Annotated in this window: 19 protein-coding genes; 10 read left to right on the top strand and 9 right to left on the bottom strand. The window is 64.1% G+C overall.

Annotation, left to right across the window (positions count from 1 at the left end; all coding sequences use genetic code 11):
• Positions 1 to 153 precede the first annotated feature (153 nt).
• Together CI41S_RS39195 and CI41S_RS39190 are read left to right on the top strand one after the other, a co-directional pair.
• Complete coding sequence (locus CI41S_RS39195) at positions 154 to 2,904, top strand: aminotransferase class I/II-fold pyridoxal phosphate-dependent enzyme (RefSeq protein WP_139864347.1); 2,751 nt, start codon at positions 154 to 156, stop codon at positions 2,902 to 2,904.
• Between the two features lie 33 nt (positions 2,905 to 2,937).
• Complete coding sequence (locus CI41S_RS39190; protein WP_139864346.1) at positions 2,938 to 3,372, top strand: hypothetical protein; 435 nt, start codon at positions 2,938 to 2,940, stop codon at positions 3,370 to 3,372.
• Between the two features lie 36 nt (positions 3,373 to 3,408).
• Here the strand turns inward: CI41S_RS39190 and ppk2 are convergent, their stop codons facing one another.
• Complete coding sequence (gene ppk2, locus CI41S_RS39185; protein ID WP_139864345.1) at positions 3,409 to 4,209, bottom strand: polyphosphate kinase 2; 801 nt, start codon at positions 4,207 to 4,209, stop codon at positions 3,409 to 3,411.
• 124 nt (positions 4,210 to 4,333) lie between these two features.
• On the bottom strand, positions 4,334 to 4,789 hold the full coding sequence (locus tag CI41S_RS39180; protein WP_139864344.1) for a hypothetical protein: 456 nt from the start codon (positions 4,787 to 4,789) through the stop codon (positions 4,334 to 4,336).
• Between the two features lie 156 nt (positions 4,790 to 4,945).
• Between CI41S_RS39180 and CI41S_RS39175 the strand changes: the two genes are divergently transcribed.
• The 8 genes from CI41S_RS39175 (at position 4,946) to CI41S_RS39140 (ending at position 16,995) form a co-directional block, all read left to right on the top strand.
• Positions 4,946 to 5,389, top strand: coding sequence for a hypothetical protein (locus CI41S_RS39175; protein WP_139864343.1), 444 nt, complete (start codon positions 4,946 to 4,948; stop codon positions 5,387 to 5,389).
• A complete protein-coding gene (locus CI41S_RS39170) occupies positions 5,382 to 6,614 on the top strand; it encodes an HlyD family secretion protein (protein ID WP_139864342.1) in 1,233 nt (410 codons plus the stop codon). The genes CI41S_RS39175 and CI41S_RS39170 overlap by 8 nt, the downstream gene beginning before the upstream one ends.
• A 56-nt stretch (positions 6,615 to 6,670) precedes the next feature.
• Complete coding sequence (locus CI41S_RS39165; RefSeq protein WP_244626832.1) at positions 6,671 to 7,051, top strand: hypothetical protein; 381 nt, start codon at positions 6,671 to 6,673, stop codon at positions 7,049 to 7,051.
• A gap of 154 nt (positions 7,052 to 7,205) precedes the next feature.
• Positions 7,206 to 8,876, top strand: a complete 1,671-nt coding sequence (locus CI41S_RS39160; RefSeq protein ID WP_139864341.1) for a DUF3300 domain-containing protein — start codon at positions 7,206 to 7,208, stop codon at positions 8,874 to 8,876.
• Complete coding sequence (locus CI41S_RS39155) at positions 8,873 to 9,805, top strand: DUF2950 domain-containing protein (protein WP_244626831.1); 933 nt, start codon at positions 8,873 to 8,875, stop codon at positions 9,803 to 9,805. The genes CI41S_RS39160 and CI41S_RS39155 overlap by 4 nt, the downstream gene beginning before the upstream one ends.
• A gap of 30 nt (positions 9,806 to 9,835) precedes the next feature.
• The gene (locus CI41S_RS39150; RefSeq protein WP_244626830.1) at positions 9,836 to 10,258 is read left to right on the top strand and encodes a hypothetical protein; all 423 of its coding nucleotides are present in this window, start codon (positions 9,836 to 9,838) and stop codon (positions 10,256 to 10,258) included.
• A 387-nt stretch (positions 10,259 to 10,645) separates the two neighbouring features.
• Positions 10,646 to 12,646, top strand: coding sequence for an autotransporter assembly complex protein TamA (locus CI41S_RS39145; RefSeq protein WP_139864340.1), 2,001 nt, complete (start codon positions 10,646 to 10,648; stop codon positions 12,644 to 12,646).
• Positions 12,646 to 16,995, top strand: a complete 4,350-nt coding sequence (locus CI41S_RS39140) for a translocation/assembly module TamB domain-containing protein (RefSeq protein WP_139864339.1) — start codon at positions 12,646 to 12,648, stop codon at positions 16,993 to 16,995. The genes CI41S_RS39145 and CI41S_RS39140 overlap by 1 nt, the downstream gene beginning before the upstream one ends.
• Before the next feature lie 372 nt (positions 16,996 to 17,367).
• Here CI41S_RS39140 and CI41S_RS39135 read toward each other — a convergent pair whose 3' ends face one another.
• From CI41S_RS39135 to CI41S_RS39105, 7 genes are read right to left on the bottom strand one after another with little or no spacing between them, the layout of a single operon-like run.
• On the bottom strand, positions 17,368 to 18,228 hold the full coding sequence (locus CI41S_RS39135) for a VOC family protein (RefSeq protein WP_139864338.1): 861 nt from the start codon (positions 18,226 to 18,228) through the stop codon (positions 17,368 to 17,370).
• A gap of 12 nt (positions 18,229 to 18,240) precedes the next feature.
• The gene (locus CI41S_RS39130) at positions 18,241 to 19,125 is read right to left on the bottom strand and encodes a VOC family protein (RefSeq protein WP_172628373.1); all 885 of its coding nucleotides are present in this window, start codon (positions 19,123 to 19,125) and stop codon (positions 18,241 to 18,243) included.
• Positions 19,122 to 19,805: a TetR/AcrR family transcriptional regulator gene (locus CI41S_RS39125; RefSeq protein WP_139864336.1), complete on the bottom strand. Its 684-nt coding sequence runs from the start codon at positions 19,803 to 19,805 to the stop codon at positions 19,122 to 19,124. The genes CI41S_RS39130 and CI41S_RS39125 overlap by 4 nt, the downstream gene beginning before the upstream one ends.
• Position 19,806: 1 nt before the next feature.
• Entirely contained in the window at positions 19,807 to 20,121 is a 315-nt protein-coding gene (locus CI41S_RS39120; RefSeq protein WP_139864335.1) for a non-heme iron oxygenase ferredoxin subunit, read from the bottom strand.
• Positions 20,122 to 20,129: 8 nt separating this feature from the next.
• The gene (locus tag CI41S_RS39115; RefSeq protein ID WP_172628372.1) at positions 20,130 to 20,891 is read right to left on the bottom strand and encodes an SDR family oxidoreductase; all 762 of its coding nucleotides are present in this window, start codon (positions 20,889 to 20,891) and stop codon (positions 20,130 to 20,132) included.
• A 13-nt stretch (positions 20,892 to 20,904) separates the two neighbouring features.
• A complete protein-coding gene (locus CI41S_RS39110; protein ID WP_139864334.1) occupies positions 20,905 to 21,390 on the bottom strand; it encodes an aromatic-ring-hydroxylating dioxygenase subunit beta in 486 nt (161 codons plus the stop codon).
• A 14-nt stretch (positions 21,391 to 21,404) separates the two neighbouring features.
• Entirely contained in the window at positions 21,405 to 22,676 is a 1,272-nt protein-coding gene (locus tag CI41S_RS39105) for an aromatic ring-hydroxylating oxygenase subunit alpha (RefSeq protein ID WP_139864333.1), read from the bottom strand.
• Positions 22,677 to 22,697 lie beyond the last annotated feature (21 nt).

Here is a 22,697-nt window from a genome sequence, read left to right as displayed (position 1 = left end):
CCGCTCCCGACGTATCGGCTGTGTTGCATTGCGAGACATCGCGATCAGCTGCGAGGTTTCCCTCAACCCGGCGCTGGCTTGACTTGGATCAAAGGCGGCGACGCGTGCGGTCCTTACGATTGGAAGGAACCAGCGCCAAATCGGGAGACAGGGATGGCCAACGACGCGAAGCCGGCACAGCAGCGCATCGATCAGTTCTTCTCGGGACCCGGCGGACGAGCCGACAGTTGGCGCGATCTGGTTGAGGCGGCAAAGACGTGGAGCAGGGGCGGCGACCGAGCGGCCTATGACGCGGCGCTGTCGGCGCTTGCGGTCACCGAGGAGTTTCACGGTTACCCGGGCCTTCATTTGATGACGGCGCTGAAGGAAGCCGCGGCGGCGGGCGATGCCGCCACCTCGCATATGCTTTCGGCGCGGATCGCGCAGGCGCTCCAGACAAAATCCTTCCGCCAGCATGCCAGTGACTGGAGCGCGCGCGACGAGGGCAATGGCGACGTACCCGATCTGCTCCCGCCAACGCTCGGACCATCGGCGGCGCGTCGTCCTTACTTCGAGACCTTAATCGTGACCGGGGTGCCAGCCAGCAACTGGCCGGGACTCCTGGCGGAATGGCGCAGGCTGCGGCGCCCGGTCGACGCCTTCATCTACGAGCCCGTGGTGGTCGGCAGCCTCGAGGACGCCTTCTGTGCGGCAATGCTGAATCCCAACCTTGCGGCGGTGGTGATCAACGAAGGCTTTGGGTTGCGCTCGCGCCACGACGCGCCTGTACTTCGTGCCATGACCGCCGCCATGGGGCTCAACGAGGAGTCCGATGCGTCCGCACTACGGCTGGCCCATATCCTGAATCGGATCCGGCCCGAACTCGATCTCTACCTGATGTCCAACCGCGACGTCGAGCAGTTGGCCGGCAATCCCGAAGCCGACGTGGTGCGCCGGGTGTTCTACTCGGTCGAGGATATACTGGAATTGCACCTTTCAATTCTGGAAGGCGTGCAGGATCGCTTCGACACGCCGTTCTTCGACAATCTGAAAAAATACGCGCAGCGGCCGATCGGGACCTTCCACGCGCTGCCGATCGCGCGGGGCAAGTCCGTGTTCAAGTCGGACTGGATCCGCGACATGGGCGAATTCTACGGGCTGAACCTGTTCCTTGCCGAGAGCAGCGCCACCACCGGCGGCCTCGACAGCATGCTGGAGCCGACCGGCAACATCAAGAAGGCGCAAGAGAAGGCCGCGCGCGCTCTCGGCGCCGATCGCGTCTACTTCGTGACCAACGGCACTTCGACATCCAACAAAATGGCGGTGCAGGCGCTGCTCGGTCCCGGCGACATCGCCATCGTCGATCGCAACTGCCACAAGTCGCACCATTACGGCATGGTGCTGGCGGGTGCGCAGCCGCTCTACGTCGAGGCATTCCCGATGACGGAATACTCGATGTACGGCGCGGTGCCGCTGAAGACGATCAAGCAGGCGCTTCTCAACGCAAAGGCCGATGGCCGGCTCGACCGGGTCAAGATGATCGACCTGACCAACTGCACCTTCGATGGTCACATCTACAACACGCGGCGGGTGATGGAGGAATGTCTCGCGATCAAGCCCGACCTGATCTTCCTCTGGGACGAGGCCTGGTTCGGCTTCGCACGGTTTTCGCCGTTCCTGAGGCGGCGAACCGCGATGGGCGCGGCGAACGAGATCGAAGCCTGGATGCGTGATCCGAAGTCGGTTGCCGCTTACGAGAAGCAGCAGGCCGAACTTGGCAAGAACCCTGCGGACGAGGTGCTGCTCAAGACCAGGCTCATCCCCGATCCGCGCCAGATCCGGTTGCGGGTCTACCAGACCAATTCGACGCACAAGTCGATGTCGGCGATCCGCCAGGGCTCGATGCTGGCCGTCAAGGACATCGAATTCCACACCGTCGAAGCGCAGTTCAAGGAAGCCGTCTTCACGCATGCGTCGACCAGCCCGAACCAGCAGTTGATCGCAAGCCTCGACGTTTCGCGCCGGCAGATGGAACTCGAGGGCTATGGACTGGTGGCCAACGCAATGGAGATTGCATTCGCCATCCGCAATGCGGTCAACACCAATCCGCTGATCTCCAGATATTTCCGGGTTCTCGGCGCCGATGCCATGGTGCCGAAGGATTATCGCCAGAGCGGATTCACGGATTATCTGGCGGCGGGCACCAACTGGTCGAGCGCCCTGAAGAGCCTGAACGATGACGAGTTCTGCCTCGACCCGACCCGCATGACGCTGGTCTGCGGCACGGCCGGTTACGACGGAACGTCGTTCAAGGGCCTGCTCGCCAGCCGCTACAACATCCAGGTCAACAAGACCTCGCGCAACTCGGTCCTGATCCAGTCCAATATCAACAATACGCGAAGCGATGTCGCGCATCTTGTCCGGGTGCTGGCCGAAATCTCCGGTGAAATCGATCGCGGTCTGACCAAGGGCGGCGCGAACGCCAAGGTCGATTTCGACGCGAAGGTCAACAGCCTGATGAAGGACGTGCCCGACCTGCCGAACTTCTCGCATTTCCACGATGCCTACCGTGGCGATGCCGGCACGAAGACGAACGAGGGTGACATTCGCGGCGGATTCTATTCAGCCTATGATGCCGCTGGATGCGAATACATTCGCCTGAACGATCCCGAGATCGACCGACGCCTGAAGAACGGGCCCGATCTCGTCTCCGCGAACTTCGTGATCCCGTACCCGCCGGGCTTCCCGATCATGGTGCCCGGCCAGGTCATCACCCAGGAGACCATCGACTTCATGCGCAAGCTCGATGTCAAGGAAATCCACGGCTACGACGCGGCCGAGGGCCTGAAACTGGTGACGACCGAGGCCTTGGCCAGGATGGGCAAGCCGAAGGCGGCGGCACCGAAGCTCAAGGCTGCATCATAGATTGCTGACGCAACCGATCTCTGGAGGGAAAACATGAGGAAAGCAAATCTGCCTGGAATTGTCGCCGCATTGGTAATCGGATGCGCCGGCTTCAGCACACCGTCGCGGGCTGAAACCGGCTCAGTCGCCGTGATCTTCACCAAGGGTGGGTTCATCGTCGGTGTCGGAGGCGGCGAGGGCGTATTGACCCTGCGCGGCAAGCATTATCCATTCACCGTGTCGGGCATGAGCGTCGGCTTCACGATCGGCGCCTCGACCACCAAGCTTGTCGGGCGTGCGATCAACCTCAGGGGGCCGGCCTCGCTCGAAGGTTCGTACACCGTCGCGGGCGCGGGCGGTGCGATCGCCGCGGGCGCCGGCGGGGTGCAACTGCAGAACGCCAACGGCGTGATCCTGCAGCTCAGCGGCCCGAAGGTCGGCGCCGAAGTGTCGGCCGCGGTGGGCGGCGTCTCGATCCGCCTGAAATAGGCCGGGACCCGGGCCGCGCTCGGCGCGGCCTGGCCTTCAATAGCGCGCTTCGACGAACTTCATTCCGCGCAAACCGGCCTGATCATTGTAGCGGCCCTTATCGGAGCGCCTGGGAAGCTTGACCTTGTCGCGCTTCACGCGTCCGTAGGGAATCGTCTTCAGGAGGTGTGAAATGCAGTTCAGTCGCGCGCGTCGCTTGTCATCGGAGCGGATGACGTACCAGGGCGCGTGCTTCGAGCTCGTCGCCTTGAACATCAAGTCACGGGCCCGGGAATAGTCGTACCAGCGGCGGTAGGATTCGGTGTCCATCGGGCTCAGCTTCCATTGCCGCAGCGGATCGTCGATCCGGGCCCTGAAGCGGCGCTCCTGCTCCTCCATCCCGACCTCGAGCCACAGCTTGATCAGGATGATGCCGCCTTCGATGATGTATCGCTCCATCTGCGGGCAAAGCGCGAGGAAGCGCTTGTGCTCCGCCGGCGTGCAAAACCCCATCACATACTCGACGCCCGCGCGATTGTACCAGCTGCGGTCGAAGATCACGATTTCGCCGGCGGCCGGAAACTGCTGCATGTAACGTTGGATGAAGAGCTGGGATTTTTCGCGATCGGACGGTGCGGGCAGCGCGACCACGCGAAACACGCGCGGGCTTACCTTCTCGGTGAGCGCCTTGATGGTCCCGCCCTTGCCGGCCGCATCGCGTCCCTCGAACAGGACGATGACCCGGAGCCTGTTCGCCTTCACCCATTCCTGCAGATGGCAGAGCTGGATCTGCAGCTTGTGCAGCTCTTCCTCATAGTCCTTGCGCTTCATCTTCCCGGTGGACTTGTCTTTGGCCATGGATGCCCGTCCGTCGTTAGAACTGAAGCGCGATGAGATTGGGTTGAATCATCATCGCGCTTTAGCTTCTTGTTTTGAGCATGATCTTTTCCGAAAACCGCTTCGCACTTTTCCGGATCATGCTCTAGTCGCCCCAGGCAATGACGATGCCAATGTCGCCCGGCATGCCACCCGGGTATTCGACGACCTGATAGCGGATGCGGTAGCCGCGCGGCTGCAGGTAGTCCGCCCAGAGCTGGTATATTTCTTTGGGTATCCCTGTCAGCGTCTTCTCCCAGCCCGCCTCCATCTGGTTGATGGCCCGTCCCTTGTCGGTGCACAGCGTGTTGGGAAATCGGTAGACCTGAACTTCGGTCAGGCCGTTGCGCACCGCGCGCTGGATCACCGTCGACGCCAGCTTGACCTTCTCGTCCTCGCTGAGCCCGGACGGCTTGCTCAGCCGCTCGATCAGGGCGCGCTTCTCGGCTTCCGCTGCCGCCGCGCGCTTGGCATGCTCCTCGGCTTTCTCCGCCTCCTTGAGCGCGGCCTGTTTCTGGATCTCGCGCGCATTTGGGATCAGGTCATCGATTTTGTCTGGCATGGCTGGGGACTCCTAAGCCCGATCTTCGACCTTGCCCTCGAACGGTAGGGGCGGGCCGACCGCTTTGCTTGATCCAGATCAAGCAAGCGCGGTAGGATGACCAGCACGGTTCAATCGGGAATCGCATGCGTTTCGGTCGCAAGTGGGAGGATTGGCTTGAGCGAACAGATTCATCCGTTGGCTCCGCATCATCTGCCGTTCTTCGTTCCTGGCGTCGACGGGTCGGACACCCTGACCTTGGTGATGGGCATTTTCCTTGTAGCCACAATCCTATGGGTCGGCACTCTGTACTGGAAGCTGCACAGCCTGCCGGAGCGCATGGCGCACAAGAGCCAGAAGCTGCAGTTTGAGATCGTCGCCGTCCTCGGCCTGATATCGCTTTTCACCCACATGCATATCTTCTGGGTTGCCGGCCTGCTGCTGGCACTGATCGACCTGCCGGATTTCGGCACGCCGATGCGCAGCATTGCCGATTCCGTCGAGCGCATCGCCGACGCCACGCCGGGCGCGCCCGCTGCCGAACCGGAAGCCGAAGCCGTACCTGGCGGCAGTCAAGACGTCCGGACGCCGACGAAGCAGGAGGTGCACAGCCATGCTTGAGCTGATGATCTGCTCGCTGGTTACGATCCTGCCGGATTACCTCTACCGCCGCTATCGGCAAGGCAAGCGCTTCGGCAAGGAGATCACGTTCTTCTCGGTCTGGTACGAACTGAGGTGGGGTATCACTGGCTGCCTGATGCTCACGGTCTCGTTGATCACGATGATCTTCTACTTTCATCCCTCGACCACCGCCGCGGCGATCTACTTCAGGACGGTGCCGATCCTCCCGGAAGGCTCCGGCCGGGTCGTCGAGGTCAATGTCGGCTTCACCGCGGCGGTCAAGAAGGGGGACGTTCTGTTCCGGCTCGATAGTTCGAGGCAAGAGGCCGCGCTCGAGACCGCCAAGCGAAAGATCGCCGAGGTGGATGCGTCGCTAATCTCGGCAAAGGCCGATGTCGTCAAGGCGGACGCTCAGGTCGGGGAGGCGAAAGCCTCCTTGCAGCAGGCCAGGGACGAGCTGGATGTGAAGAGCGAATTGCAGCGCCGCAATCCCGGCATCGTGCCGCAGCGCGACATCGACAAGCTGCAGGTCCTGGTCGATCAGCGGCAGTCCGGCGTCGATGCCGCCAACGCCGTCAGGGAATCGGCGATGCTGCGCGTCTCTACGCTCCTACCGGCGGAGAAGGCAAGCGCCGAGGCCGCGCAGGCGCAGGCGCAGGTGGACCTCGACAAGACCTTCGTGCGTGCCGGCGTCGATGGCCGCGTCGAGCAATTCCTCGTTCGACCCGGAGACCTCGTCGCTCAGATCATGCGGCCGGCCGGAATTCTGATACCGGACGAAGCCGGCCGGAACAGGTTGCAGGCGGGGTTCGGGCAGATCGAAGCCCAGGTGATGAAGCCCGGTATGATCGCGGAAGCCACCTGCATGTCGAAGCCGTGGGTGATCATTCCGCTGGTCGTTACCAGCGTGCAGGATTTCATCGCCACCGGCCAGTTTCGCGCCAGCGAGCTGTTGATCGATCCGCAGAATCTGCAAAAGCCAGGTTCGATCCTCGTGTTCCTCGAGCCGCTCTACAAGGGCGGGCTTGACGGCGTGACGCCGGGCAGCAGTTGCATCGTCAATGCCTACACCAGCAACCATGACGAGATTTCCGATCCGAAAACCGGCGCGTTGAAGGGCTTTGCCCTGCACGCCGTCGACGCCACCGCGCTGGTTCATGCATTGCTGCTTCGGATCCAGGCCCTGCTGCTGCCGATCCAGACGCTCGTGCTGAGCGGTCACTGACGCGCGCAACGGGGAGGTGTCGGATGAACCCAGGCTACAGGATTCGCGCGATCGTCGTGGCGAGCACGATCCTCGTACTGCCGGATTGCGCCCATGCGTTCGAGCTCACCGGCGCATGGGCCACGAGCGCGGACCAATGCGGTAAGGTGTTCATCCGCAAGGGGCGGGCGAACCAGGTCACCTTCAGAAACCTCTCCGGCGTCTACGGCAAGGGATTCATCGTGGAGGCCGACCGGTTGAGAGGCAAGTTCGAGATTTGCGCGATCAAGTCGCGCAAGGACGAGGGGCAGACGATCAATATCATCGTCGGCTGTGCACAGGGGATCATGATGTCCAACGTGCAATTCTTTCTCAAGACCGTCGACGATAACACCATCACGCGGCAGTTCCCCGGTGTTGAGGGGATGGACGCCACGTACTACCGCTGCAAGATCTAGACGGTTTCCGGGTCCACAATCGATGCGTGGATCTTGCGTCGCAGCAACCAGGCAATTTGCGAGATTGAAGCAACACGACTTTCCTTGATCTTGATCAAGGGGCTGCGATGCCCGTATCCGATGCTGCCCGCCATCGTCGTCGATGGAGGTTGCAATGTTCCGTCCGGGCAAGATCCTGCTCGCGCTCGTGCTGTCGTCGCTAGTCCCCGTTGCGGCGGTTGCGCAAACCACCGACAAGCCGCCGGCCCAGGCTAGCCAGCCGGCCGCCGCATCAGCCCAGCCGGCCGATCAGCTCCTGAAGCCTGAACAGCTGGAAGCCCTGGTGGCGCCGATTGCGCTCTATCCGGACTCGCTGCTGGCCAACGTGCTGGCGGCATCGACCTATCCGCTCGAGGTCGTGCAGGCCGATCGCTGGCTGAAAGAGCGCGAGACGCTCAAGGGGGACGCGCTGAAGGCCGAGGTCGACAAGCAGGCCTGGGACGACAGCGTGAAGGCGCTCGCGAGCACGGCCGACGTGCTCTCGATGATGAGCGACAAGATCGATTGGACCAAGAATCTCGGCGATGCCGTGCTGGCCCAACAGGCCGATGTCATGGATGCGATCCAGCGGCTGCGCAGCAAGGCGCAGGCCAACAACAAGCTGGTGACGACCAAGCAGCAGAAAGTGAGCGTGCAGACGCAGGAGAACAAGCAGGTCATCGTCATCGAGCAGACCGATCCCAATACGATATACGTGCCCTACTACGAGCCGACGACAGTCTACGGGGCGTGGCCCTATGCAGACTACCCGCCGTATTATTTCGGCTATCCGTCCTACATCGGCGCCGGCGTGGTCGCAGCAGGCCTCGCCTTCGGTGCCGGTTGGGCGATCGGGCGATGGGGCAATTATTGGGGCGGCGGCTGTAACTGGGGCAACCGCAACGTCTACGTCAATCACCGTACCACCAACATCGGAAATGGCTGGCAGCACAATTCACTGCATCGGCAGGGCGTGCGCTATAACAACACCAACGTTCAACAGCGCTTCGGCAATAACAACATCAAGGCCGGCGCCTCGAACCGGATGGATTTTCGCGGTCGCGACGGGCAGCAGGTGCTGCGTCCCAACCAGGATCGGCCGGGTGGCGGAGATCGTGCGGGTGCGGCTGATCGGGCGGGTGATCGAGCCGGCGACCGGGCCGGGGATCGCGGTGGAGATCGTGCCGGTTCTCGCGATCGGCCCGGCGGCGGCGACCGCGCCGGCGGGGCAGATCGCGCCAAGGGCGGCGACCGCGCCAAGGCCGCCAACCGGGGCGGCGCCGGCACGGCCAACCGGAGCGCCGGCAATCGTGGCGGGGGCAATCGCGGCGGCGCCATGAACGTGTCATCCAGCCGGGCGGCTTCAGCCGCATCGGCGCGCGGCCGGTCGAGCATGGCGAGCATGCCGCGTGGCGGAGGTGGCTATGGCGGTGGCGGCTTCGCGGGCCGTGGCGGTGGCGGATTCAGTGCGGGCGGTGGCGGCGGTTTCCGCGGCGGCGGAGGTGGAGGCTTCCGCGGCGGTGGCGGTGGACGGCGTTCCGACATCGCGCTCAAGCACGATATCGAACTGCTTGGCCATCTCGCCAACGGCCTCGGCTACTACCGCTTCAGCTATCTCGGCAGCAGCAAGGCCTATGTCGGCGTGATGGCGCAGGAGGTCGAGCAGATCATGCCGGCGGCGGTGACACGCGGCGCCGACGGCTATCTCAGGGTCTATTACGACAGGCTCGGACTCAAGTTCCGGAGTTACAACGACTGGCTTGCCGCCGGCGCAAAGATTCCATCCCCGTCGGAGGCATCACGATGACAGGCTCTTCGCACGCGCGATTTGATCGCATTGCTTCCATCGGCCTTGCCGCAGCAGCGGCGCTCGCGCTGCTGCTGTCGCCAGCACGCGCCCAGCAAGGCTTCCCCAATCCGGAAGACGCGGCGTCCGCCCTGGCAACCGCGGTCAAGGCCGGCACCAGTCGGGCCATGCTGAAGGTGCTTGGCCGCGATGCTGCCGATATCATCGAGTCGGGCGACGATGTCGCCGACGCCAACGCGCGGCAGAGCTTTCTGTCCGCCTACGACGCCAGGCATTCGATCAAGGCCGACGGCAACAAGAAGGCCATCCTGATCCTGGGCGCGGACGATTTTCCGTTCCCGATTCCGCTCGTCAACAACCATGGCGGCTGGAGTTTTGACGCGGCTGCGGGACGCCGGGAAATCCTCTACCGCAGGATCGGCCGCAACGAGCTCGCTGCGATCCAGACCTGTCTTGCCTATGTCGACGCCCAGAACGAATACGCCGAAAAGGATCGCGGCGATGGCATCGGCGCCTATGCCCAGCGCATCGTCAGCAACCCGGGCAAGACCGACGGATTGTTCTGGCGCGACGACAAGGATCCGAGCCCGCTCGGTGAACTGGCGGCCCAGGCCACGGCGGAAGGCTACAAGGTCGGCGAGCAGGGCACGCCGTACCACGGATACTATTATCGGATCCTGAAGGCGCAGGGCTCCGACGCCCCGGGCGGCGCGCTGAACTATGTTGTGAAGGGCAAGATGATCGGTGGATTTGCCCTGGTCGCCTATCCGGCCGAATACGCCAATTCTGGCGTCATGACGTTCCTCGTCAACCACACCGGAACGGTCTACCAGAAGGATCTCGGCTCACGCACCGATTTCATCGCCAAGCGCATGATCGTGTTCGATCCGGATCACACCTGGAAGAAAGTGGACCTGACAAATCCCTGAGCGAAAGAGGGGGCTGCAGTGATGCGATGCATGATCCGTTCCGTCCTGCTGGCGCTTGTGGCAATCGTCCTGGCGGCCTCGCCATGCGCCGCACAGGCGACCGGCCACGTCCAGGTCAAGTTCGTCAAGGCGGCCCTCGTCGTCGGTGGCGGCGGTGGGAGCGGCACGCTGAGCTACCGTGGGCGGCACTATCGGTTCAGCGTGTCTGGCTTCAGCCTCGGCATAAGCGCGGGCGCCTCGGTGACCTGGCTGGAAGGCACTGCCGCAGGCATCAGGGAGGTCAACGATTTCGCCGGCAGCTATACGCTGGTCGGGGGAGGCGGCGCCTGGGCCGCCGGCGTCGGCGGCGTGAGCATGCGCAACGAGCACGGAGTTCTGCTTACGCTCAAAGGGCCGAAAGCGGGGCTCGAATTCGCTGCAAATCTGGGCGGACTTACGATCTCGCTGCGGTGAGTTCCGATGTGGACCCTCGCGTTGCAAGACGGTCTGGGAGAACCCAATCACGGAATGCCGTCCAAACGCCACAATGCCAGCGCGTTGCGCGCGCTGCTCTTCGGATGAGGAACAGGTTTTGAAGAGTAACGTTTTCGGCGAGCGTACTTGAATTGCGGAGCTTTTTTGAACGTCGCGGTCTTTGTTCGATCAATAGAGGATTACGAAGGCGATTTTATTGATGCCCTACATTGTCCATCATGATGTTTATCAATTTCACGTGTGGTGCCTGTTGAATGCGGAGACAGGGGATCGCCGGACCCAAGTTGCAAAGACCCGGGTTGTGTCAACAGGCGAGTGCGGAGCGGAACCATCAAGCAAATCGTGGGGCGACGATGCCTGCCGCTCTTGTCGGGGCAGGCAAGGCGAAGATATTTCAGCGCTGCGGCGGGGCGCATTCTGCATTTGGCTTGCGTGGCTGTCGCCGGTTGCTCGCTGTGCGAGCAGGCTCACGCGCTGGATCTCTTTGGCCTCTTCGGTTCCGACGATCCGCCGCCGGTCAGCGCCACGACACTGTCCTATCGGCTGGAGATCGAAGCCAAAACGCCGGACGGCAAGAGCGATAGCGACGCCGAGCGGATGTTGCGCGATGCCTCCGGCACCTATCGCCTTCGACAGGAACCGCCGCCGGACGGCGAAGGCCTCGCGCGCCGGCTTCAGGCTGATATCAATCCGCTGCTCGATGCCCTTTGGGGGCTTGGTCATTACAACGCTGAGATCGATGTCACGGTGGATGGAGTTCCAGTATCCCTCGATGAGACCGGCCTCGCCGCCGCAGCGCGTCGCGCCGACACCTTTCGCAATCGAACGGTCGTTCCCATCAAGGTTGCTGCGCGACTCGGCCCGTTGTTCAAGCTGCGCACCGTCGAGGTGGACTACTCGCGCGACCAGGCGCCGCATGGGTTGCCGCGCCGCGCCTTTGCGCTGAAATCCGGCGATCCAGCGGTCTCGGCCGACCTGCGCGCCGCGCAGGTGAAGCTTGTTGACTGGTTCCGCAGCAACGGACATCCGCTTGCGAAGATCGCCGACGTCAAGGCCACCGTCGATCATGCGGCCGCCGCGATGGACCTTCGGCTGCGGGTCGAAGCAGGTCCCAAGGCCGGCATCGGCGCCGTGACGATCTCGGGCGGAGACGTCGATCCGCGAGTGGTGGCCACGCACGTCTATCTGAGGGAAGGCGAGCCCTACTCGCCGGAGCGACTTGCCTTGGCGAAAACTTCGATCGCAAAGATCCCGGCCATCGGGGGAATTCGCGTCCGCGAGGCCGACAAGCTCGATGCCAATGGCAATCTGCCGGTCTTCATCGATTTGACGGAAAGGCCCAGGCACGCGGTGGGCCTCTCGGCAAAATATTCCACCGTCGATGGTCCCGGCATTGCCGGCTATTACGAGGATCGGAACATATTCGGCGGCGGCGAGCGCCTGAGGCTCGAGGCATCCGCTTCGCTCCTGCAACGGATCGACGGCACGTCCTTCACCGGCTTTAATAATCTGCGCGCCTCGGATTTCGGCGCACGGTTTACCGGTACCTTCATCAAGCCAGGCTTGTTCGGGACGGCCAACGATCTTCTGATCGAGGCCACTGCGTTCCGCGAGCGTGTCGGCAACAACGACCTCGGCGGTTACACTGACGACACGGTGCGCGGCACGTTCGGCGTGATCCATCGCTTTTCGGAGGCGGCTTCGCTGCAGGCCGGTCTTCAGGTCGAGCAATCGAAATCGCAGGACGTACTGGGGCGCGTCGATGCGACATTGATTGGCTTCACGGCGACCGGCCGCTACGACACCACAGACAATCCGCTCGATCCCACGCGCGGTGTGCGCCTCTCGGCGACCGTCAATGCCTATCCGAAGCTGATGGGTTCCACGATCGATCTGTTCGAAGCGCGGGTTGCGGGCTCGGCCTATTATGCGCTCGACGAGCAGGCCGACTACGTTCTGGCGGGTCGGTTGGCTGCAGGCTCGCTTGCGGGCGCGCCGCTTTCCGAGATACCGGATGCGCATCGCTTCTTCGCTGGCGGCGGCGGATCCGTGCGCGGCTACGGGTTTAACACCATTTCGCCGATGATGTTCGGTCAAATCACCGGTGGTCGCAGCCTGATCGAGGGCTCCGCCGAAGTGCGGGTGAGGATCACGCCCACCATCGGCCTCGTGCCATTCTTCGACTTTGGCACCGCCTCCCGATCATCGCTGCCAGGCTTCGACAACTATGTGGGCTACGGAGCCGGACTTGGCTTGCGTTATCTCACACCGGTCGGCCCGATCCGCCTCGATGTCGCGACTCCGTTGAACCCTCGCCCAGGCGATAGCCGTTACGCGATCTACGTCAGCATTGGGCAAGCTTTCTGATGCGCATCAGTCGGCCGCTCATCATCGGTTCAGCCGTCGCGGCCCTGGGCCTCGTCGCTGCCGCGGTGCTCGGCGTCGTGCTCTACGGAATGCTGGTGCGAGGCGGAGAGAACCAGCAGGACGTGTTGGCAGGCCTCGTCTCGCGGACGCTCTCGACGCCGGCGACCCAGGTCCATGTCGGCGCCGTCGATGGTGTGCTGTCCTCTGATGCAACGGTCCGCGACGTTAGCATCACCGACAAGGACGGAGTCTGGCTGACGCTCGACAAGGCGCGCCTCGTCTGGCGACGCAGCGCACTGCTGCTGGGGCGACTGGAGATCGACCGCCTCGAGATTGGTACGCTTGAGATCAGGCGAAAGCCGCTGCCGTCCGATCAACCGGTCGCGGAGTCCGATCAGCCGATCCTGCCGGACCTTCCGGTGAAGGTGCAGGTGAAGGCTTTCGACCTGCATGCCCTGACGCTGGGACAGTCCATTCTGGGCGAGGGGCTGAAGGTCAGGGCGACCGGCAATACCGAACTCGGCTCGCCCTCGGAAGGGCTCGTATTCAATCTCGACGCCACCCGCCAGGATTTTCCTGGCCGCTTCAAGGCCGCTCTCGCTTACGTTCCACAGGGAAATGCACTCACGCTCAACGTCACGCTCGACGAGCCCGCGCACGGGCTCATGTCCAAGCTCGGCCATCTGCCGGGCGAACCGCCTGTTTCGTTCGCGCTCGGAGGCCGGGGCACGCTCGACAGCTTTCGTGGTGCCTTGAAGTTGCAGGCCGGCCCCACGATCGATGCGACCGGCACGATCACGCTCGATCGGGAAGGGAGCGGCCGCGTACTCGCAACCCGGCTTTCCAGCCATTTCGGGCCGCTGCTGCCGGCGATTGCCGCGCCTGTCTTTGCCGGAGAAACCAATCTCGAGAGCATGACGCGTATCGGCGACGATGGAAGCGTTGCGCTGAATGGGCTGACGCTCACAAGCCATCTTGCGCAGCTCGATGCGAAGGGTCTGCTCGGGGCCGACAAGATGATGGATTTCGCGGCGTCTATCCGCGCCCTGCCAAGCAACGGTGAACTGACCGAAACCGACCAGGGTTCTATCCGCAGCCTCGTCTTCGACGCGCGCGTCAACGGCCCCCTCAAGGCTCCCACGGGCTCGGTCAAGCTCGCGCTGTCGGGCGCTCGTCTGCCGGACGCAGGCGTCGACACGCTGGACGCTTCCGTCACGGCTGTCCCGCGTACCGAAGCCGGCGATCTTGCGACGCGTATCATTCTGGACGCGAACCTGCGCGCCTCCGGCATCGCGCCGCGCGATGCCGGTCTGGCAGCAGCGATCGGCGGCACCGCATCGCTCGTGCTCCACGGCGACACAGATCTTGGCGGCAACGCCAGGATCGAGCGGCTGGAGATCGGCACGTCCACGGTTCAGGCCACCTATACAGGTAACGTCAGCGCCGATCGGCTGCATGGCCGTGCAACCGGGGTGCTGCCAGACCTCGGCTACTTCGCCGACCTTGCCGGACTGAAGCTTAAGGGCTCGGCGGCGTTCGGCATCGATCTCGACGCCGACCTCCAGCATGGCGGCTTTGACGCCCGAATGTCAGGCACCGGCGAGGGGCTTGCGACGGGACTTGCGGCGCTGGATGGGGTCGCAGGGTCGCGGCTCGCACTCACAGCCGATGTCTCTGCCGATGGCCGCGACACCTACACCGTCCGCGAAGTTTCGCTCGACGGCGCGCACATCGCGGTTCGCGCCAAGGGAACGGTGGCTCGCGAGACGAGTGACCTGTCGGCTCGCGTGGACTTTCCCTCTCTTTCGGCAGTCGATGCGCGCCTCACGGGTGCTGGAGTTCTCGACGTCGGCCTGACCGGCGGGCTTGCGCGTCCCGGCGTTTCGTTCGCGGCTTCGGTGGATCGCGCCACCGCCATGCGGCGCCCCATTGCGCACCTTGAGCTCGCCGTGACGGTCAACGACATCAACGGGCCCTGCGCCGTCGACGCCAGGCTCGATGGCTCCGTCGATGGCAAGCCAGCGCGTGGCGTTGTCCAGGTCAGCCGCCGATCGCCGGATCGTGACGATCGCGAAGCTGCGGCGTTTGCCGGATGGGACGCAAAGACCCTCGACGTCGAGATCGGCTCGGTTTCGCTGAAGGGCGCAGGAACGGTTGACACACAGAATCTGGCGCGCGGACAGGTTCGCTTCGCCGCGGGGGCGCTCGCCGACCTTTCGCCGCTCGCTCTCGCAGAACTCGCCGGTTCGGCCTCACTCGACCTTGCCGCTTCGGTTGATGGCGGCCAGCAATCCGTCCGTCTCGTTGGCAAGGGCGCCGGAATCCGTGCCGCCGGTGCAGCCATCCGCAGCTTCGATCTGCGTGCCGATGGCGCCGATCTCTATAGCCATCCGGTGCTCAACGCGGATGCCAAGGTGAACGGTGCCGCGTTCGGCGGTCAGACCGTCTCGAACATCATGCTGACGTCCAAGGGTAACGCCGATGGGAGCACGATCGTTCTCTCCGCCAAGGCCGCTGGCTTCGATCTCGATGCCGCAGGCGCTTTGGCATCAAGGGATCGGACGCGGTTCGATCTCAATCGCTTCACCGCACGGCGAGGCGCCCAGGCGATCGCGCTGCAGGGGCCAGCAAGTTTCACGCTCGACGATGGCACGGTGCTGATCGAGCATCTGGCCCTCGGGATTGGAAGTGGCCGCTTCACGGTCGACGGCAAGGCGGGCAAGGCGCTCGACCTCAAGGGCGTGGCGAGCGCGATCCCGCTCGGCGCGGCCGATGTCGTGATGCCGGGTTTGGGCCTCGCCGGGACCCTCGACGCTTCGGCCAGGATCGCCGGCTCCGCGAGCGCGCCGGTGGGCCAGTACAAGGTGGCCGTCAAGCAACTCACGGCGCCGCAGACCAGGAGCGCGGGTCTGCCGCCGATCGACATTGCCGCGGATGGGCGGCTCGACGGAAGCCGTGCCAGCCTGAACACCACGGTTGCCGCTGGAAAGGCCGGCGCGATCACGGCGTCGGGCATGGTGCCGCTCGACGCTGCAGGTCCTATCGCGCTGACCGCGAAGGGCCGTGTTGATGCTGCTGTCGCCAATGCCGCGCTGTCCGCCTCCGGCCGCACGGTGTCCGGCACCGTCGCGCTCGATGCCCGTATCGGCGGCACGCGCGCCAAGCCCCAGATCGGTGGGGTCGCTACCTTGAGCGGAGGGGCCTTCCGCGACAGCCTGCTCGGCACACGCCTCGATGGCATCGAGGCGAAAATCACCGCCGAAGGAGAGCGGATCATCGTGGAGCGCCTGGCCGCGGCGACGCCCAACGGTGGCACGTTGTCCGGCTTCGGCCAGGTGCGGCTCGCCCCGGATGCAGGCTTCCCAGGCACGGTCTCGATCCGTGGCCAGCAGGCGACCCTCGCCGCCGGTGCGCTGGCAACCGCTCAGGCCAATCTTGCCCTCGACGTCACGGGCGCCCTGGCGCGCGATCCGCGGATCGCCGGTCGCATCGACTTGACCCGCGTCAATGTCGATATTCCGGATCGCCTCCCTTCGACGCTCAAGCCGATCGACGGCGTCGACCATGTGAACGCCTCTGGCCAGGCGGCTGCCCGGCTCGCGGCTGTGCGGAAGGTCGAGGCGCTGAAGGGCAGCAAGGGGCGCGCGGCGCTCTTCAACGCCGCGCTCGACGTGGCGGTCTCGGCGCCGAACCATGTCTTCATTCACGGTCGCGGAGTGACCGCGGAACTCGGCGGCTCTGTTCATGTCGGCGGCACGACCAACAGTCCGGTGACGAAGGGCGCCTTCTCGCTTTACCAGGGCCAGTTGGTGGTGCTTGGTAAGACGTTGACCTTCACCAAGGGCAATCTCTCCTTCAACGGAGATCTCGCGCCCGAGCTCGATTTCGCGGCAGAGCTAAAGGCCTCCGATATCACTGCACAGGTCGGAATTTCGGGACCTGCAGCCGCGCCGGTCTTTGCTTTTCACTCGCAGCCCGAGCTGCCGCAGGACGAGATCCTGTCGCGCATCCTCTTCCAGAAAGCCTCGGGCAGCTTGACGAGCTCGCAGGCCTTGCAACTTGCAGGGGCGGCGGCTCAGTTCGCAAGCGGTGGTGAGGGGACCGTGGACCGCATGCGCCGCTCGCTCGGGGTCGACAATCTGGACGTGGGCGCCGGGGCGAGTGGTCCAATGGTCGGTGCGTCGCGCGCGATCGGCGACAGGCTGAGCGTGGGTGTGCGGACCGGCGCGAGCCCTAGCCAGTCAGGAGTGTCGGCCAATGTCGACGTGACGCGCCACATCCGCGTCGAGTCGGATGTCGATGCGAAGGGCTCGACATCCGTCGGGGTCGGCACGCGATTCGAATGGTAAGGCGAGAGCGACTTCTGCGACCGATGTCGCCGGTTCCATGTCCGATAGTGCACTTGCGCGCCCGATACTAAGATCGCGACCTTTAAAAGTACGTCGCGAAGGGCATAAAAGCTGAACTCGCGACCGGGCTCGTGGACTGCGTTATGCGAAGGATTGGATGAGATATCGTAGGTTTGGTGGGTATGTGGCGTGGAAAGGCGATAGCGTTCCTCCGCTACCAATCCTGCGATTTTGTACGCCAAACGACGATTTCTTGCGATTTTGTCGTTCGCCGGCACTGCCAATGGCGAAGCTAAGACCGAGCGCCTCGGGTACCTCGCATCGAGGCACAAATCTCCTGCAGGTGATGCCGGGAACGTTCGCGCGATTTTCTCACGTGCTTGGCAAAGCCATGCCGGCCGGCCTCGAGCCCCACATGCAAAAGCTGGCTGGCTCGAAGCCGAATTGCCGGGGTCGGTGCGTTGCCTCATCCTCGATTTCATCGACCCCCACCGAATACTCGAAGATCATGCCGTCCGGTCCGCTGAAATAGAGGAAGCGGGCACCCGAGGTCGGATGCCGCCCCGGACCGAATACGATCGGCACGCGCTTGTCGTTAAGGAAGTAGTAGGAGCGCAGCACGTCGTCGCTGCTCTCGACCTGATGATTGATATGCTGGATGCCGGCCTGGGGCGCGCGGACCAGCGCGATAGTGTGATGGATGGCGTTGACGCGCATCAGCGGGATGTCGCCGATGCGGTCACTGACGCGGGCGTTGCAGACCTGGGTCCAGAACAGCTCATCGCGCGCGGGATCGGTCGAGTTGAGGCCGACATGACTGAAGCCGGTGATGCCGGCGTCGCGGCTCGCGAAGTAGCGGCGGCCGCTGCGCTCGGGGCGAACCACCAGCTCGATATGGTTGCCGGTGGGATCGCGGAAGCCGATGAAGGATTTCACCTTGCGCCGTTCGGCTTCCTCCGCGGTGCCGGCGTGGACGGCGTGGCCGAGCGCGTCGAGGGTGGACGCCGCATCCTGCAGGCTCGCCTCGTCTTCGACCTCGAACCCGACCGTCTGCCGCCTCGGATCGCCCTCCGTGTAGCACAGCGTGTGTGCGCGCGCGTCGGACCGCAGGTAAAGATCGGCCTTGCCACTCCCGGCGATCTGCAGCCCGAGGCAGGTGGTGGCGAATTGCTCGGCCTGCTCGAGATCCGGCGAGCCGAGGCGGACATAGCTGACGTCCTTCAGCTGGATCATGCATCTCTCCTGTTAGCGCTGCGCACTCAGTTCGGGGACGCCCTTGCTTTCGCTGCCCCAGTTGCAGAGCGAGGTGGGATCAAGCGGAAACTGCCGGGGCGGTCGCGCACTGTCGCCGATCTCGGCCATGCCGTTGACATAGGACAGGATCAGTCCGTCGGGGCCTTCGACATGCAGGAAGATCTGCTGCGAGGCGGACTGGCGGCCGGGCCCCTGCACGATCTTCACCTGGTTCTCCTGCATGAAGTAGCTGTTCTGCATGATCTGATCGAGCGACTCCACCTCGAAGGCCGCATAGAGCAGGCCGTTGCGCTGCGACGGGTAGAGCGCGATGCGATGGTGCAGATCGTCGATGCAGAGATAGGCGATGTCGCCGACCCAATCGCTGACCCCGGCGCCGAGCAGCCGCCAGAAGGCGAGATCACCGGTGTGGTCGGTGCTGCGCAGCCCGATGCCCTGGAACTGCACGATGCCGGCATCGCGCGGCGGAAAGTAGCGGCGGCCGCTGCGGGTCGGACGGGTCACGAAATCGATCCGATTGCCGGACGCATCGCCGGCAAGCAGGGCGGACTGCACGTAGCGCCGCCGGCACTCGTCTGCGCTCGCCGGTCGCGCGGCGAAGCCGTGTGCGCTCAGCCGCCCGCCGATTGCCTCGAGCGCGGCGTCGTCCCAGACCTCGATACCGATGCTGGTGCCGCCGTCGTGATCGCCGCTCAGGCTCAAGGTTCGGAAGCGATCGTCGGAGCGGAAGGAGAATTCGCCGTCCTGACCGATCACCTTCTGCAGCCCGAAGATATCGGAGACGAAGCGCGCGCTGGCCTGCGGATCGCCGACCGCATGACGAACGTAGCAGACGGACGTAATCAGCGGATTCGATCCGTTCAAGACGGCGTTCATCGCAGCCGCCCTCGCTTCTGCTCGGCTTCGAGGAAGACCCTGATCATCTGCCGCCATAGCCCGAACAGATGATCGAACCACTTCGGATCGTTATCCCAGAGCGTGCGCAGCGCCATGCCACGAACCACGCCGAGGGTCAGCGCGACGACGTCGGCCGCGACGGTTGCTGGAACCCCGCCGGCCACGAGTGCTTCGGCCCAGGCCGCCTCGACGGGACGGCGTGCTCTGCGCGAGATGTCGAGGATCTGCTTGCGCACGGCTTGGTCGGTGGAGGTCGAGAGCACGATATCGATCGCCACCATGAAGTGTTCGCTGAAGAAGAACTCCCTGGCGTCCGCGATGACAGCCTCGATCAGGTCGCGCGGCCGGTTGACCGCGGCGGCGCGGCGCCGGCTGACGATCTGGGCCTGCTCGAATACATATTCGAGCGTGGCGACGACGAGCGCGTCCTTGGTCGGGAAATGATGCAGCTGGGCGCCGCGGGACAGGCCGGCCTCGGCCGCAACCTCGGCTGTTCTGAACCGCGCATAGCCGCGGCGGCGGATCAGATTGGCCGCCGCCTTCAGAATACGCAGACGGGTCTCCGCCGTCCGTTCGGCCTGGGTGCGTCGGCGCGGCGGCGCCAGCGGGCGGCGGGCGGATTTGAGTGGAGTGGGCGCGTGATCAGGACGGCGGGCCATGTCACACCTCGATCTGGACTCGCCCGTCCACGACCGTGACGGGATATGTCTTCAGGGGAATCTCGCAGGGCATGCCGGTCGGTTCCCCGGTGGTGACGTCGAATGTTCCGAAATGGAAGGTGCATTCCACGATTTTGCCGGTGATGATGCCTTCCTCCGCCAGCGATGCCTCGCCATGGGTACACATGTCGGCGGTGGCGTAGATCGTGCCGGCCACGCGATAGAGCGCGACGTTGGTGCCGTCGGGCAGGGGCGCCCGCTTGATCTCGCCTTCGATGACCTCGTCAGCCGTGCAGAGAATAATCGTTTCAGCCATCGCGAACCCTACAACATGGTGCTGCCGCCATTGACGCTGATGACCTGGCCGGTCACGAACGACGCTTCGGCGGAGGCGAGATAGGAGACCATCGAGGCGACCTCCTCCATTTCGGCCGGCCGGCCCATCGGGATGACGCTTACGAATTTGGCGGCGAGCGCGGGATCACTCTTCGTGATGGCGACCATTTGCGGTGTGTTCACCGCGCACGGGGCAACCGTGTTCACGGTGATGCCGTCCCTGGCGAACTCGCGCGCCATGCCCGTGGTAAGGCCGTGCATGCCGCCCTTGGCGGCGTTGTAGGCGGCATGGTCCCACAGACCGTTGCGCACGGAGTCGGCACCGAGATTGACGATGCGGCCATACCCCTGCTTGCGCATCGGCGTGACCGCATACCAGGAGCACCACAGTAGGGTCCACAGATTGCGGTCGATCGTGGTTTTCAGCGTCTCCGGCGTGTGCTCTGCGAACGGCCTGATGATGCCGCCGCCGGCATTGTTGACGAGGATGTCGAGGCGGCCGAAGCGCGCGGAGGCGAGCTTGATGGTCTTCTCGGCGACGCCTTGATCGGACAGATCGCCGGCCTGGGTCGCAACCTCGGTATCGAACCGGCTGGTGAGATGTGTTGAGGCCTTCTCCAGCCCAGCCTCGTCGAGATCGGCCAGCACCAGCCTGGCGCCGTCTTTCGCCAGCCGTTCGGCGATCGCTAGGCCGATGCCTTTTGCGGCGCCCGTCACGACAGCAATGTTGTTCCTGAGCTTCTTGTCCACGACTGAACGTTCCCTAGAGGATGATGCTGACGCGCCCCTGCGTGCGTAGGCCTTCGCTGTCGAGCAGGCAGCGTTTCTCCCTGATCCGCAGCCGGCCGTTCTCGGCGACCAGCCGGTAGCGGTTGCTGCCGAAATAGGTATCGGTGACGCCGTCCTTGGTGCGGTAGGTGATGAAGGCGGCCGCGACCTCCATCTCGTTGTCGCTGCGGCCGCGAATCCGTACATTGCTGACGAGATGCCGCGTCCGTGAATGCGGGAACTCGGCATGCGCGGTCCGTTTCATCAGGCGCTTGACGCGTTCGCTGAGGCGGAAGCGGTCGTCGGCGACATAGAACAGGTTCTTGTCGGGCGAGGAGTCGGCGGGAACGTCGGTCGACGGCACGTAATAGATCGCATCATCCGTGAACAGTTCGAGCCATTCCGGCAGTCGCCACTCATCGAGCAGCTCGGCCTCGGCGAACAGGAAATCCTCAACGTCGGCCCGCGAGATATTCTGCATGGGTCCCTCCCGGCTCAAGCCGACGCCGCGAAGACGTGCTTGTTCCAGTTCGACCAGAACGCGCGCATCTGCAGCTCGTCATCATAGGCCGGCGTCGCCTTGCCCATGCCCTTGGAGATGTCGTTCCACTGCGCCTCCGTCGAGTTGCGAAAGCCGCGCTGGCACTGCTCGAGTGCCTCGACGTCGTCGGGCGTGGCAAAGCCGCCGGGGCCGAGGAATTCCAGGAAGTTGAACAGGCGGTATTTGCGGGCCCAATCGGTCTCCTCCTTAGGCGCCAGCGCCCAGGCACTCACGGTCATGAAATCGGGCGCATGTGGATAGTAGGTGCGGATCGTCACGGCCATGATGTCGTTGACGACGAGATTGGGGAAGATGAACAGGTTGCGGTTGTAGAGCGCGATCCGCCTGGCGCGCTCCTCGCCGAAGCGGGTCACTAGTCCCTGATAGAGGCGGTCGATCTCGCGCTTGCCATCGTCGCCCCACATCGGAATCCACTGCGCGACCGGCCGCCCCCATGGCGCCTTATACTCCAGCACCGCATGTCCATTGCCGAGATCGCGCGCAGCGCCCTCCAGCGGCACCGGTGCGAGGCCGCCATTGGTGGCCTTGAGGTAATCGAAATAGGTCGCGTGGGTGGTGAGTGCGTGGTAGCCGTCGATCGAGTTCTCTGTGAGCAGCTTCCAGTTGGCGCGCATGGAGTATTCCTGCGTGCCGCCGACGATGGTCATGCCCATCTCGGCCTGGTCGGCGATGACGTCGAGATATTCCTTCACCGGCCCGAGATAGCTGTCGAGCGGCTCGGCATTCTTGTCGAAGCAGACGAAGCAGAAATCGCGATAGGTTTCGAACCTCGACACCTGCTGCATGTTGGAGGTGCTGCGCTCCTTGAAGTCGGGCGCGTAGGACGCTTCGCCGGGCTGGCTGCGCAGCGCGCCGTCGAGCCCGAACACCCAGCCGTGATAGAAGCACTGGAACGACTTTGCGGTGCCGTGCTTCTCGCGGCAGACCTGCGCGCCGCGGTGCGGGCAGGTGTTGAACATCGCGCGCAGCGTCCCCTTGGCGTCGCGCGCGAACAGGATGCTGCGTCCGCCGACCTGGCGGGTGACGAAGTCGCCAGGCTTAGGCAGCTCCGAGGCGTGGCCGAGATAGAGCCAGCATTTGTCGAAGATGCGGGTGCGCTCGGCCTCGAGAATGTCGGGATCGACGAAGGCCTGGCGCGACACCTTGAAGATCTGCTTGCTCTCGTCGACCATCAACGCGGTGTCCATTCGCTGGAATGCATTCATTGCCATCCCTCCCTCGAATTA

The organism is Bradyrhizobium ivorense, from assembly GCF_900696085.1.
Classification (GTDB): domain Bacteria; phylum Pseudomonadota; class Alphaproteobacteria; order Rhizobiales; family Xanthobacteraceae; genus Bradyrhizobium; species Bradyrhizobium ivorense.
The sequence above is the reverse complement of the archived record's forward strand: the minus strand, read 5'-3'. Positions and strand labels throughout refer to the sequence as shown.